Raw genomic sequence first — 14,382 nt, 5'->3', positions numbered from 1 at the left:
ATAGTTCACCATTTAAGGCATGATGAAAGCCTTTCTTTCCACTTAAGAAAAGTGGAGCGACACACGAGGTTCGAACTCGTGACCTCAACCTTGGCAAGGTTGCGCTCTACCAACTGAGCTAGTGTCGCATCAACAACGTTTCCGCTGTTCAGGGCTGCGAATTATAAGAGCATTTTTTTGTGATGCAAGTCCTTCGTTCAAAAAAACTTTATTTTTTTACTGACAGATGAAAAAGCAAGCAAAACGCTCATTAATTACAACAATTTGGATCGCAGCCTTAACAGTTAGATCTTAAAGATCGTTTCGCGGTAGTACTTTAGCTCAGCAATCGACTCACGGATATCATCCAATGCCAGATGCGTGCCCTGCTTCGAAAAACCGTCTAACACTTCTGGTTTCCAACGGCGAGTCAGTTCTTTTAACGTACTCACGTCCAAATAACGGTAGTGGAAGTATTCTTCCAACTCAGGCATATGCTTGTACAAGAATCGACGGTCCTGACCAATACTGTTACCACAAATTGGAGAAACGCCTTTTGGTACCCATTTCTCAAGGAACTCGATGGTCTGCGCAACGGCATCTTGTTCAGAGACGTCACTGTTGCGAACGCGATCAACCAAACCACTTGCAGTGTGCGTATTGGTACACCAGTCATCCATCTTCGCCAACTCTTCTTCTGGCTGATGAACGGCTAAAACTGGACCTTCAGCTAAAATATTTAACTCACTATCCGTGACGATAGAAGCAATTTCGATGATTTTGTGCGTTTCAGGATCGAGACCTGTCATCTCTAAATCCACCCAAATCAGGTTTTGATCGCTAAAGGACATGGTTACGCCGCCTATTTGTTTATCGATAAAAGAGGTACTATACCTGAAAATACTTGAAACACGATACTCATGAGTTTGAGCCGAAAGCGTGCTCAATCAGTTGAGTTAACTCACATTAAGTACAAGATTGTGGCAAAAAAGAAAAAGTTAACCAAAGGTCAGGTGCGCCGCGTACGCAGCAACCAACAAAAACGCCTAAAGAAGCAAGAAGAGTCTATCCAGTGGGATGAGAACATGCTAGGCGCAAGTAAACAGGGTCTCGTTATCACTCGTTTCGGTCAGCACGCTGACATCGAAGATCTAGAAACCGGTGAGGTGCAGCGTTGTAACCTTCGTCGTGGTATCGAATCACTGGTGTCTGGTGATCGCGTGCTTTGGCGTGAAGGGCTTGAGTCAATGGCAGGTATATCTGGCGTGGTTGAAGCTGTAGAACCTCGCACATCAATGCTAACTCGCCCTGACTACTACGATGGCTTGAAACCTGTCGCCGCTAACATCGACCAAATGGTGATCGTGTCTTCGGTTTTGCCTGAGCTTTCGCTCAATATCATTGACCGCTACTTGGTGGCGTCAGAAACCCTGAACATCGCACCGCTACTAGTACTCAACAAAATAGACCTACTTGCTGATGAAGATCGAGCGATGTACGAAAAGTGGCTAGAAGAATACAAACGCATTGGCTACAAAGTACTGTTTGTGAGCAAGCAATCAGGTGAAGGCATTGCCGAACTTGAAGAGCAATTGCGTGATCGTATCAATATCTTCGTTGGTCAATCCGGCGTAGGTAAATCGAGCCTAGTAAACGCACTGATGCCTGAACTTGAGCAGGAAGTGGAAGAAGGCGAGATCTCAGAGAACTCAGGTTTGGGTCAGCATACAACCACAGCAGCTCGCTTGTATCACATCCCTACTGGTGGCGATTTGATTGACTCTCCAGGAGTACGTGAATTCGGTCTGTGGCACTTAGAAGCAGAGGAAGTGACCAAAGCATTTGTTGAATTCCGTCCTTATCTTGGCGGTTGTAAGTTCCGCGACTGTAAGCACAATGACGATCCTGGCTGTATCTTGCGAGAGGCCGTGGAAAAAGGCGAAGTGAGTGAAGTCCGTTTTGAGAACTATCATCGCATCCTAGAAAGCATGGTGGAAAACAAAGCCAACCGTCAGTATTCACGCAGCAAGAAAGCTGATCTGTAGCCGAGATAACGCTGCAACTGTGTAAGAAATCATCACCTAATACTGACAAGCAGATGAAATTTCAGTAACATCACGCGCCCTAAAGCGAGAATCTAACAGAAGTATCGGAATTAAAGATGGACAAGATTAAAGTTGGACTGCAGTACTGGATCCCACAACACGGACTAACGCGCCTAGTGGGTAAACTGGCTTCAGCTGAGGCTGGCGGTCTAACAACAGCAATCATTCGCTGGTTTATCAAACAATACAATGTGAACATGGATGAGGCGAAGCACTCCGATCCTAAGCACTTCAAAACCTTCAATGAATTCTTTGTACGTGAGCTAAAAGAAGGCGCTCGTCCAATTACGGAAGGTGAAAAGGTGATCACTCACCCTGCGGACGCGTGCGTAAGCCAATTTGGTCCGATTGAAGATGGTCAGCTTATCCAAGCTAAAGGTCATAACTTCTCAGCACAAGAGCTACTAGGTGGTGACGCAAAACTGGCTGAAGAGTTCCAAGACGGCTCTTTTGCTACTTTGTACCTATCGCCTCGTGACTACCACCGCGTACACATGCCATGTGACGGTACGCTACGTCAGATGATTTACGTACCTGGTGACCTATTTTCAGTTAACCCACTAACCGCAGAGAACGTGCCAAACCTATTTGCACGTAACGAGCGTGTAGTGTGTATCTTCGATACTGAGTTTGGTCCAATGGCACAAGTACTGGTTGGTGCAACTATCGTAGGTAGCATCGAGCAAGTATGGGCAGGCACTATCACGCCGCCACGCGGTAACTCGGTTTACAAATGGGACTACCCTGCAGAAGGCGATAAAGCAGTTATCTTGAAGAAAGGCGAAGAAATGGGGCGCTTCAAGCTTGGCTCAACCGTTATCAACCTTTTCGCAAAAGATGCTATCGCATTCGATGAAAGCATGGAAAATGGTAAGGCAACCGTAATGGGTACACCTTACGCTCATCAGCAGTAAGACTCCTACTCAAACTGACTTTGAAGCCTCCGTTTACGGGGGCTTTTTTATTGACGAAAAGCAAAACTCTGTTCGAAATTTCGCCTCTCTTTTTCAAACTCGTACTTGCCTCTAAGTACCTAAAAGCGCAATCAATTACTCTGCGTTGAGGGATGATGATAAAAGGGGCTGCCAATGCCAAAGATGAGTGCGGACACACTGGTCAAATTACTGGTGTGTTTTTTGATTCCACTCGGTGTCTTAATGATGCCGATCGATACCATTCCAATTGACGATCTCACTTTAATTCAACATCGTCTATTGGCTATTTTCCTTCTTGCTGCACTACTTTGGGTTTTAGAACCCGTCCCCGTATTTGCTACGTCCATTCTTATCATTGCTCTTGAATTGATTATGATATCGGACAAAGGCTTACATCTCTTTCGTACCCCTCCTCCGGGGCATGATTTGGGAGATTTGATTGCTTATACGGATATATTTTCTGCGTTCTCTTCTCCTATTATCATCCTTTTCATGGGTGGCTTTGCGCTCGCTATTGCCGCTTCTAAATACGAACTTGATAACAACCTCGCCCGTGTTCTTCTTAAACCGTTTGGCACTCAACCTAAGTTCATTATGTTGGGTTTAATGCTGATCACTGCCGTGTTCTCGATGTTTATGTCAAACACTGCGACTACCGTTATGATGCTTGCGCTATTGGGTCCTATCGTGGCATCTGCACCAAAAGGCGATTTGGGGATAAAAGCGCTAGTTCTCTGTATTCCAATTGCGGCTAATACAGGTGGTATCGCGACACCAATCGGTACCCCGCCTAACGCGATTGCCTTGCAATATTTAACCGGAGAAAACAGCATCGATTTCCTATCTTGGATGATGATGGGCTTGCCTTTTGTCTTAGTGCAACTAACGCTAGCTTGGTTCTTATTGCAAAAGCTCTTCCCTTCTAGTGAACCGGAAATGAAACTGCGCTTGGATGGTAAATTTAAGAAAAGCTGGCGTGCCATAGTGGTCTACGTGACCTTCGCTATGACCATCCTGCTATGGATGACAACTAAAGTGCATGGCATGAATACCTATGTAGTCGCTATCATTCCACTCGCGGTGTTTACCTTAACGGGCATCATGGGCAAAGAAGAGCTCAAGCTTATCAACTGGGATGTGCTATGGCTGGTAGCCGGTGGTATCGCTATTGGTATTGCGTTAGATAAAACTGGCTTGGCTGAAGCACTCGCACACGCAATTGATTATGAGTCCCTATCACCATTCGCTGTCGTTGTTGCCCTATCGATCGTGTGCTGGCTAATGGCAAACTTTATGTCGAATACCGCCACAGCGAACTTGTTGATGCCGATTGCAGCGGCGATTGGTGCTTCTATGCCAAGTCTGGTTGCTATCGGTGGCTTACAAGGATTGCTAGTTGTCGTCGCTTTCTCGGCTTCACTAGGTATGATCTTACCAGTATCAACACCACCAAACTCCCTTGCGTACTCGACGGGATTAATTGAAAGTAAAGACATGGCGAAGGTCGGTTTGATTATCGGCTTGGTCGGTCTGTTCATTGTCTATGGTGCGGTAATTATTCTGTTTTAGTCCATCGCTCTGCGGTAACAAAAGGTTGCCGCAGAGCTTTATCACCCATATACCTATCTAGTTTTGCATCACTCCCTCTGTTTTTATCTCAAATTTGATTCACTTAGCTAATCAATAAGTTGAATAAAAATCACACTATTCGACTCAAGTTTATCGAATATAGGTCGATAAATTTTGTACAGCCTTTCATGTAACTTTCAGTGCTTGAATCGTCTCATACCCTTTGGAGTCACAACTCGTGACGTTGATCTTTTTGTCTGTTTTATGAAGGTAAGACAATGAGAAATACCATCAAATTAAAAATACAGATTGCGATTGCAGTCATTATCGCCATTGTTAGTGGCGTTCAGGCTTGGGTTTCCGTCAATCAACTACGCGAAGAAACCACTTCTACCCTTAATCGAGAAATTCAAAACATCTCTCAATCGACCAACCGCTACATCAGTGACTGGCTTGCGATTCGTAGCGATATGATGCTCGCGAATGAAAACATCATCGCTGGCAGTGACGATGCCGATCGCGAGATGCTACTGACAAAGCGAGCCGGTAAGTTTCTATCGGTTTATGCTGGCTTCTCTGATGGCTCAATTGCCTACGGTGATAAATCTGAATCTTGGCCTTCTGACTACGATCCTCGCACTCGCCCTTGGTACCAAGATGCAATGGCGAAATCTGGTTTGATCATCACAGAGCCATACCAAGATTTCGATGGCAGCATTGTGGTTAGCTTTGCTAAGGCATTCAATCAAGGTAAGAAAGGTGTGCTTGCCGCTGACTTAGCGGTAACTGACATCATCAAAGAAGTCCTTAATATTCAGCTTGATAATGACGGTTTCGCATTCCTAGTTGATGGCAACAATAACTTGGTAGCTTACAAAGATGAAAAGCTTAGCCAAAAACCGCTGACAGAACTCAATCCAGCCTTAACTCATAGTACGATGATGAGACTTGCAGGCGAAGCAAGGCTAGACACGATTCAATGGCCCAGCCAAGGCGATAAGCTGATTTACGTAGCTAAAGTGCCGAACACCGATTGGTCTTTAGGTATTGTGCAAGACAAACAAATGGCATTTGCGTCTGTCTCTGAGCAAGTGACATTTACGGCTATTGCTTCTATCGTGCTGTACCTGATTATTGCGGCAATCAGTACTTACATCATCACTCGCTTGCTACAACCTCTCCAAACGCTGTCTGATGCGCTTTCAGAGCTATCACAGGGCGAAGGCGATCTTACGCAACGCATCAAGATCGAGCGCATGGATGAAATTGGCGAACTCGCAACCCACGTGAACCAGTTCCTTGCGCAAATGCAAACCATGTTAAAAAGCATTGTCGAGAACAGTGAACAGCTTTCAGAACAAGCGAATCAAGCAAATGAGCTATCTGCGATGGCTGCGGGTCGCGTTGAGCATCAACAAAACGACGTTAACCAAATTGCAACCGCCATTCATGAGATGTCAGCAACCGCTGCTGAGGTAGCAAGTCATGCAGAGCTGACAGCAAGCGCTTCACAAAACTCAGCGTCTGCTTGTATGGAAGGACAAAACGTCATCCAGAAGAATCGTGAAGCGATCGTAGAGCTCGCAGAGCAAGTTAGCGATGCCGCCAGCGTAATTTCGGAGCTAGAAGCAAACACGCAAAGCATCAACCAAATCCTATCGACGATCCAAGGTATTGCCGAACAAACTAACTTGTTGGCACTTAATGCTGCCATTGAAGCGGCTCGTGCTGGTGAGCAAGGTCGCGGCTTTGCCGTGGTTGCCGATGAAGTACGCGTACTTAGCCAACGCACCCATGGTTCGACGGAAGAAATCCGCACCATGATCGAAACGTTGCAAAACAACACCAAACTGGCAGTAAATAGCATGCAAACCAGTACCAGTTTGGCAGATACTAGCGTGGATTATGCTCAGCAAGCACACGACAGCTTAACCAGCATTACTAACTCGATCACTGAGATCAACGACATGGCAATGCAAATCGCAAGCGCAGCAGAAGAGCAACGCGCGGTAAGCGAAGACATCAGCCGTAACACGCAAGGCATTAAAGACGATGCCGATATGATTGCCGAGCAATCACTTAAGAGCAGTGAAGGTTCACGTCAGATGTACGATACCGCCAATACGATGCGTGAAAACATCAGTCGCTTTAAAGTGTAATCCTCCCCATCAAAAGCAGCTCAACGAGCTGCTTTTTTATTGGCATAAATATGCGCTTTTAGATCTTTATAAATTCATGCATATTAAAGCCTCTCCCCTGCTCTACAAGGATGTCTCGCAATCATGGGTTATGAATGGCTGGCGCTGTGCGCTGCTTTCTTATGGGCTGTTTCTAGCTTAATTTCTGTTGTTCCCGCTCAACATCTCGGGGCGTTTGCTTATAGTCGATGGCGTATGGGCTGTACCGCGATCATCCTCTCCACGATGGCGTGGTTCACGGGGGGCTGGCTAAGTGTCTCCACCGAACATATTACGCCAATGATGGCGTCCGGTTTAATTGGCATCTTTATTGGCGATACCGCGTTGTTCGCCTGTTTGAATCGCATGGGACCACGCCAAGCAGGCTTGTTGTTTTCTTGCCATGCGGTGTTCTCTGCCATCTTGGGTTACTTCCTATTTAGCGAAAGCATGACTGGCACGGAGTTGATTGGTGCAACCTTAGTCTTCAGCGGTGTCGTAATGGCGATTTTCTATGGTCGACGCGGGCAAGCTAGCAACGCGCTAGAAGAGATCAAAGGCAACGTTTGGATTGGTATCGGGCTCGGGTTAACCGCCGCTATGTGTCAGGCTCTGGGTGGCATCATCGCTAAACCTGTCATGCAAACCACTGTTGACCCTGTCGCCGCCTCTGCCATTCGTATGATCAGTGCTTTCGTCGCACATTGTGCACTTTGGTTAATTGGCGCCAAAGTCGCTCGCGCGACTCAAACCATCACATGGAAAGTCTTTGGCATTACAGCATTAAATGGCTTTTTGGCTATGGCGATTGGTATGACATTGATTCTTTACGCCCTGCGTGAGGGTAACGTGGGAATGGTAGCGCTGCTTTCTTCAACAACACCTATCATGTTGTTGCCACTACTGTGGATTTATACCAAGAAACGCCCAAATCGATTTGCTTGGTTAGGCGCTGCACTAGCGGTTATTGGTACGGGCATCCTAGTGCAATAGTTCAGGTTCAATTAGGGACTATTGACCTTAATAACTCTTCGCCTTACCCAACACAGGATCGCAGACACAAAAAAGCCCGAGTCAAACTCGGGCTTTTATCATTCTGAATCGTCAGTTAATTACTTAACTAGCACTTCACCAGACATTTCTGCAGGGATTTCTAGACCTGCTAGAGAAAGCATTGTTGGCGCAAGGTCAGACAGTTTACCGCCTTCTTTGAACTCAACCGCTTTGTCACCTACGTAGATTAGAGGTACTGGTAGGTTAGTATGAGCAGTGTGGATGCCGCCAGTTTCAGGGTCGATCATCATTTCTGCGTTACCGTGGTCTGCCGTGATCAACAGTTGACCGCCAACTTCTTTGATCGCTTCAACCACTTTACCAACGCTTTCATCTAGAGCTTCGATTGCTTTCTCTGCAGCTTCGTAAACGCCAGTGTGACCAACCATATCTGCGTTCGGGTAGTTACAGATGATAGTATCGAACTTACCAGACTTGATAGCAGCAACCATCTTCTCTGTTAGCTCTGGAGAGCTCATTTCTGGCTGCATGTCGTAAGTTGCTACTTTTGGAGAAGCAACAAGTTGACGCTCTTCACCTTCAAATTCGTTCTCAACACCACCGTTGAAGAAGAAAGTCACGTGTGCGTATTTCTCTGTTTCAGAGATACGTAGCTGAGTTTGACCTTGCTTAGATAGCCACTCACCGTAAGTGTTTTCTAGAGACGCAGGTGGGAATGCGATTGCTAGAGGGATATCAGCCGCGTATTGAGTCAGCATTACAAAATTGATTGCTGGGAATGCAGCACGCTCGAAGCCGTCAAATGCAGGAACGAATGCACGCGTGATTTGACGCGCACGGTCAGCACGGTAGTTCATGAAGATAACTGCATCGCCATCTTGCATGATTGCGTCTTCTTGACCTTCCGCTTTAATAGCTGTTGCTTTAACGAACTCATCGTTTTCGTCACGAGCGTAAGCCGCTTCTAGACCAGCAACCGCTGTTTCTGCAGTGAACTCAGCTTTCGCTTGAGTTAGAAGATCGTAAGCAACTTGAACACGATCCCAGTTGTTGTCACGGTCCATTGCATAGTAACGACCAACTAGAGAAGCAACACGACCTTTACCTAGTTTCGCAAATAGATCTTGGAAACGTTGTAGTGAGTTTTCGGCACTACGTGGTGGCGTATCACGACCGTCTAGGAAGCAGTGTAGGTAGATCTTTTCAGCGCCACGAGCTGCAGCCATTTCAACGGCTGCATAGATGTGGTCTTCGTGAGAGTGAACACCACCTGGAGACATAAGACCCATGATGTGTACTGCTTTTTCAGCTTTTACTGCAGAATCGATAGCTTCTACTAGTGCCGCTGTCTCAGCAAATTCACCATCAGCGATAGACTTAGTGATGCGAGTTAGATCTTGGTATACAACGCGACCTGCACCGATGTTGGTGTGACCAACTTCTGAGTTACCCATTTGACCATCAGGTAGACCAACGTCCATGCCTGAAGCAGAGATAAGAGTGTGTGGGTTATTCGCAATCAGTGCATCCATTACTGGTGTTTTAGCATTTGCAATTGCGTTACTTGCTGTGTCTTCACGGTAACCGTAACCGTCAAGGATAACTAGAGCCAATGGCTTCTTAGCAGACATAGTGATGACCTCATCAAATTTAAGTAACTTTCGGTGTAGAGCTTCGCTGCTCCATCTAACCTTGAAACAAAACTAGCGTAATTTTACTACACTTTTTAACCAAAACTGTAGGTTAAGATCAAATAATGTTTGCGATTTATTGTTGCTATCTTACAAGTTAGCAAGCAATCCGACCTAGTCAGCAAACGTGTTCCACAAGCATAGTCACTTTCAAGATGCTTTGTACGACCACCGAAATACTTTGTTGAAAAACTTTTTGTTGTAACCCATTGTGCGCTTTTTCGACCAGAAGTGAAGTCAATTACGCCGATTGAATTGATAGGAGGAAGTGATAATAAGATTGCATGAATGACTAGCTTCAACCAGTTTGCTGGGAGCGCTTAGATCTCAATTATTCGTTAGAAAATTTTAACCCTCTCGCCTAAGGCGGCTATCCCCGCTATACTCCTGCTTTATTTTTCCGCCAACAGTGTAAGAGCTCAGGACATGCAAGAGTACATTGATTTTTTCCAACAGAACATGATTCTATCTTTGGTTTGGGTAGGTCTTCTTGTCGCATTCATCATGAACATCGTGAAATCTGCGACGGCAGCATACAAAGAGATTAACGTGAACCAATTGACTCACCTTATGAACCGTGAAAACGGCGTTGTGGTGGATATCCGCTCTAAAGATGAGTTCAAACAAGGTCACATCACCGACGCACTTCACATTTTGCCGTCTGATATCAAAGCAGGTAACTTTGGTAGCCTTGAAAACCGTAAATCAGACCCAATCATTGTGGTATGCAAAACGGGTCAAACCGCTCAAGAAAGTGCAAACCTACTAGCGAAAGCAGGCTTCGAAAACGTAAGCCTACTGAAGAACGGTTTGATTGCATGGAACGAAGCGAACCTTCCACTAGTACGTGGTAAGAAATAAGGTCGCGGTAAAACAATTTTGCCAGCCTCGTTTATATAAACTGAGCAAATAGAAAGCAGTTGAAGCACTAAGTTGTGATGCTTTGCACGTAATACGCGCTTCATCTAGTCAAGGTAGATTTGCTCAGTTAGTCTCAGGACAAACCATATTTCTGGGTTTAGAAAATCCTAGACCCAACAAATGTTTATTAAGGATTTAAAAATGGCTGAAGCAGCACCACAAGACGCACAACAAAACTTTGCAATTCAACGCATCTTCCTAAAAGACGTTTCTTTCGAAGCGCCTAACTCTCCAGTAATCTTCCAAAAAGAGTGGAACCCAGACGTTAAACTAGACCTAGACACTCAAAGCCGTGAGCTTGGTGAAGGTGTTTACGAAGTTGTTCTACGTCTAACAGTTACTGTTAAGAACGAAGAAGAAACAGCGTTCCTATGTGAAGTTCAACAAGGTGGTATCTTCACAGCTGAGCAAATGGAAGCAGGTCAACTTGCACATTGCCTAGGCGCATTCTGCCCGAACATCCTATTCCCATACGCTCGTGAAACTATCTCTAGCCTAGTAGTTAAAGGTACGTTCCCTCAACTGAACCTAGCACCAGTTAACTTCGACGCGCTATTCATGAACTACCTACAACAGCAAGCTCAACAAGGCGAAGCTGAAGCGTAATTCACGTTTTGTAAGTGACGTGTTGCCCTTCCTAAGAACGAGCTCACGTCATATACCTGAAGAAAATGCACAAAGCGTCCTCTCTGCGATGCAATGTGCATTTTTTATTTCTGATAAAAGTTCCTAGTTCCTAATCCCTAGAGAGCGTAAACTCTGGCGATTATGAACTAGATTCTACTAGTAGAAAGGCAATTAGGCGGTAGCATGACACAAGCAAATACAAACAATGCTTACGGTAAAGACATCGCAATGACTGTGATTGGTGCAGGCTCATACGGCACTTCTTTGGCAATCTCCCTTGCTCGTAACGGCGCAAACGTCATCCTATGGGGTCACGAGCCAGAGCATATGGCACGCCTTGAAGCAGACCGTGCCAACCACGAATTCCTACCTGGTATTGATTTCCCAGAGAGCTTGATTATTGAATCGGATTTAGAAAAAGCCGTTCAAGCAAGCCGTGACTTGTTAGTTGTGGTCCCTAGCCACGTTTTTGGCATCGTACTGAACAGCTGTAAGCCTTTCTTACGTGAAGATTCTCGTATTTGTTGGGCAACCAAAGGTCTTGAGCCAGAAACGGGGCGTCTACTAAAAGAAGTAGCATTCGATATCATCGGTAACAGCTACTCGTTGGCAGTTTTATCCGGTCCTACATTTGCTAAAGAGCTTGCGATGGGAATGCCAACAGCAATTTCTGTAGCTTCTCCAGACGCGAACTTTGTTGCTGATCTGCAAGAGAAAATCCACTGCAGCAAAACCTTCCGTGTCTACGCAAACAACGACTTTATCGGCATGCAATTGGGCGGTGCGGTGAAGAACGTTATTGCCATTGGTGCAGGTATGTCTGATGGTATCGGTTTTGGTGCCAATGCCCGTACAGCACTGATTACACGTGGTTTGGCAGAAATGAGCCGTCTTGGTGCCGCACTAGGCGCACAACCAGAAACCTTTATGGGTATGGCTGGCTTGGGCGACCTCGTCTTAACTTGTACCGATAACCAATCACGTAACCGCCGTTTTGGTTTGGCACTAGGTCAAGGTAAAGACGTCGACACTGCGCAAGAAGAAATCGGTCAAGTCGTTGAAGGCTACCGCAACACCAAAGAAGTTTGGATGCTCTCTCAGCGCATGGGCGTAGAGATGCCAATTGTTGACCAAATTTATCAAGTATTGTATCAAGGAAAGGATGCACGCCTGGCAGCGCAAGATTTACTTGCTCGTGACAAAAAAGCCGAAGGAAAGTAGCAATCTACCGCCTTTTGCACCTCATCTGAGAAGAATAGAAGTTGTCGGGTCACGGAAGAACCACTCAGGATATTGAGAATGAAACACTGCGAAAAACAAAAAGTCTGGAACAAAATTGTTTCAGAAGCCCGTGAGATGTCAGAGCAAGAGCCTATGCTGGCGAGCTTTTATCATGCGACCATCATCAAGCATGAAAGTCTATGTGCCGCATTGAGCTACATTCTGGCCAACAAATTGAACACCGCTTCCATGCCAGCAATGGCAGTGCGTGAAGTGGTTGAAGAAGCCTTTGCCGCCGATCCAACCATCACCGACGGCGCGGCTTGTGACATTTGTGCCACGGTTAATCGCGACCCTGCTGTTTCAATGTACTCAATGCCATTGTTGTACCTGAAAGGCTACCATGCTCTGCAAGGGTACCGAGTGGCAAACTGGTTATGGAAGCAAGGTCGTCACGCTCTTGCGACTTACCTGCAAAATCAGATTTCTGTAGCATGTCAGGTCGATATTCACCCTGCAGCGCGTATTGGTAGTGGTATCATGCTAGACCATGCAACTGGCATCGTGATTGGTGAAACCGCCGTTGTCGAAAACGACGTATCTATTCTGCAAGATGTCACTCTAGGTGGTACCGGTAAAGAATGCGGTGACCGTCACCCGAAAATTCGCGAAGGTGTAATGATCGGCGCAGGTGCTAAAATTCTTGGCAATATCGAAGTGGGCGAAGGCGCAAAAATTGGCTCTTGCTCTGTGGTATTGCAAGCAGTGCCGCCACACACAACCGTGGCTGGTGTGCCTGCAAAAATTGTTGGTCGTCCGAAAACGGACAAACCTTCTCTCGATATGGATCAAGGCTTTAACGGTAAATCGCAAAGCTTTATCCATGGGGATGGTATTTAATCGTCATCTGATCCTTTGACAATAATGTGGTAGGTAACTCTCAAGTGCGAAAACAAAATCACCCAGTGCTACGCTCGGCTATTTTATTAACTTGTGCTTTATCTGCCACATATCCCCTCACCTCTTTCGCCGCAAGCCAACAAGAGCTCAAAGGCGTATCTAGCGAAATCAATCGCCAGAAAAAATCGCTAACTTCTCAAGAAAAACAGCTCAACGATCTGCAAAAATCGCTGAAAAGCCAAGAACTCGGTATCTCCAAGTTAGAACGCGAGATCAAACAAACCAAAGCAGACTTGGCACAAGCGGATCAAAACATCAGTAAGTTGGAAGAGAAGATTGCGCTGCAAGAAGCTCAACGCCAAGCACAAGAAGAAGAGCTCAAACAACTGATTCAAACCTACTACGTCACGGAGCGTGCGAAAGCCAATGGGCATCTCCTTAACGAAGGCGTAGAAGAAGATCGCATCAGCCAATACTTTCAACATCTTGCCAAAGCACGCGCGGAAGTCATTGATGCGATCACCAAAACCACCCAAGAGTTGGCGCACAACAAAAACCAACTCGAACTGGAAAAAGACCAAATTGAAACCTTGCTTAAGCAACAGTCGGAAAAGCGCTCGTCTTTAGCAAGCACGCAGTCGAAACGTAAAGGTACGCTGAGCAAGATTCAAAAGAGCATCAAAGATGACAAACGTTACTTAGCAGAACTGCAACGTAACGAAACCCGTCTAAAGGCCGAGATAGCGAAAGCAGCAAAACGTAATGCAGTACCGATGGACGGTATTGCAAAACAACGTGGAAAACTACCGTGGCCGTTGAAAGGTCGCGTACTGCACAGCTTCGGTACCAAACAAACAGGGCAGGTAAACTGGAAAGGTATGGTGTTGTCTGCCAGATACGGTCAGCAAGTCAAAGCCGTTTACCCAGGCACCGTAGTATTTGCGGAATACCTGCGAGGCTACGGCTTAGTCGTGCTGCTTGATCACGGGAAAGGCGACATGACGCTTTACGGTTACAACCAAGCTTTGACCAAGAAAGAAGGTGATAAGGTGACCGCAGGTGAAGTGATTGCACTTGCAGGTGATACTGGTGGTCAAGACAGACCTTCACTGTACTTCGAAATTCGCCGTAACAGTGAAGCGCAAAACCCGAAATCTTGGTTAAAGCGTTTATAACTGCCGTTTATCATCGCAGTTCTAAACTGCACTATCGCGACACAAAAACAAAGGAGCCACTCGGCTCC

Annotated in this window: 12 protein-coding genes and 1 tRNA gene; 10 read left to right on the top strand and 3 right to left on the bottom strand. The window is 46.0% G+C overall.

What is annotated here, in order from left to right:
* Positions 1-52: 52 nt before the first annotated feature.
* Positions 53-128: transfer RNA gene (locus tag VHA02S_RS16990), tRNA-Gly, on the bottom strand.
* Positions 129-284: 156 nt separating this feature from the next.
* Positions 285-830: an oligoribonuclease gene (gene orn, locus VHA02S_RS16985; RefSeq protein WP_005448335.1), complete on the bottom strand. Its 546-nt coding sequence runs from the start codon at positions 828-830 to the stop codon at positions 285-287.
* Between the two features lie 129 nt (positions 831-959).
* Here orn and rsgA point away from each other — a divergent pair, with 129 nt between their 5' ends.
* The 5 genes from rsgA (at position 960) to VHA02S_RS16960 (ending at position 7,758) form a co-directional block, all read left to right on the top strand.
* Complete coding sequence (gene rsgA, locus VHA02S_RS16980) at positions 960-2,024, top strand: small ribosomal subunit biogenesis GTPase RsgA (protein WP_038898568.1); 1,065 nt, start codon at positions 960-962, stop codon at positions 2,022-2,024.
* A 116-nt stretch (positions 2,025-2,140) separates the two neighbouring features.
* The gene (gene asd / locus VHA02S_RS16975) at positions 2,141-2,998 is read left to right on the top strand and encodes an archaetidylserine decarboxylase (RefSeq protein WP_038898566.1); all 858 of its coding nucleotides are present in this window, start codon (positions 2,141-2,143) and stop codon (positions 2,996-2,998) included.
* A 174-nt stretch (positions 2,999-3,172) separates the two neighbouring features.
* Positions 3,173-4,588, top strand: coding sequence for an SLC13 family permease (locus tag VHA02S_RS16970; protein WP_038898565.1), 1,416 nt, complete (start codon positions 3,173-3,175; stop codon positions 4,586-4,588).
* Between the two features lie 278 nt (positions 4,589-4,866).
* Positions 4,867-6,747, top strand: coding sequence for a methyl-accepting chemotaxis protein (locus VHA02S_RS16965; RefSeq protein WP_038898564.1), 1,881 nt, complete (start codon positions 4,867-4,869; stop codon positions 6,745-6,747).
* 123 nt (positions 6,748-6,870) lie between these two features.
* Positions 6,871-7,758, top strand: coding sequence for a DMT family transporter (locus VHA02S_RS16960; RefSeq protein WP_038898563.1), 888 nt, complete (start codon positions 6,871-6,873; stop codon positions 7,756-7,758).
* Between the two features lie 119 nt (positions 7,759-7,877).
* Here the strand turns inward: VHA02S_RS16960 and gpmM are convergent, their stop codons facing one another.
* Positions 7,878-9,410 carry a 2,3-bisphosphoglycerate-independent phosphoglycerate mutase gene (gpmM, locus tag VHA02S_RS16955; RefSeq protein ID WP_005448323.1) on the bottom strand — a complete coding sequence of 511 codons (1,533 nt, stop codon included), beginning with the start codon at positions 9,408-9,410 and terminating at the stop codon, positions 7,878-7,880.
* A 486-nt stretch (positions 9,411-9,896) separates the two neighbouring features.
* On the opposite strand from gpmM, the gene VHA02S_RS16950 reads away from it, so the two are divergent.
* The 5 genes from VHA02S_RS16950 to VHA02S_RS16930 all read left to right on the top strand — a co-directional run bounded on the left by VHA02S_RS16950 (position 9,897) and on the right by VHA02S_RS16930 (position 14,314).
* Positions 9,897-10,331 carry a rhodanese-like domain-containing protein gene (locus VHA02S_RS16950; RefSeq protein ID WP_005448321.1) on the top strand — a complete coding sequence of 145 codons (435 nt, stop codon included), beginning with the start codon at positions 9,897-9,899 and terminating at the stop codon, positions 10,329-10,331.
* A 201-nt stretch (positions 10,332-10,532) separates the two neighbouring features.
* Entirely contained in the window at positions 10,533-10,997 is a 465-nt protein-coding gene (secB, locus tag VHA02S_RS16945) for a protein-export chaperone SecB (RefSeq protein WP_005386410.1), read from the top strand.
* A 204-nt stretch (positions 10,998-11,201) separates the two neighbouring features.
* Entirely contained in the window at positions 11,202-12,239 is a 1,038-nt protein-coding gene (gene gpsA / locus VHA02S_RS16940; protein ID WP_038898562.1) for an NAD(P)H-dependent glycerol-3-phosphate dehydrogenase, read from the top strand.
* Positions 12,240-12,317: 78 nt separating this feature from the next.
* Entirely contained in the window at positions 12,318-13,139 is an 822-nt protein-coding gene (gene cysE, locus VHA02S_RS16935; protein ID WP_005381475.1) for a serine O-acetyltransferase, read from the top strand.
* 26 nt (positions 13,140-13,165) lie between these two features.
* Positions 13,166-14,314, top strand: coding sequence for a murein hydrolase activator EnvC family protein (locus VHA02S_RS16930; protein WP_005448319.1), 1,149 nt, complete (start codon positions 13,166-13,168; stop codon positions 14,312-14,314).
* Positions 14,315-14,382: the final 68 nt, after the last annotated feature.

The sequence above is a fragment of the Vibrio harveyi NBRC 15634 = ATCC 14126 = KCTC 12724 genome, assembly GCF_001591145.1.
GTDB classification, from domain to species: Bacteria; Pseudomonadota; Gammaproteobacteria; order Enterobacterales; family Vibrionaceae; genus Vibrio; species Vibrio harveyi.
This window is presented reverse-complemented; position numbering and strand designations above follow the sequence as displayed.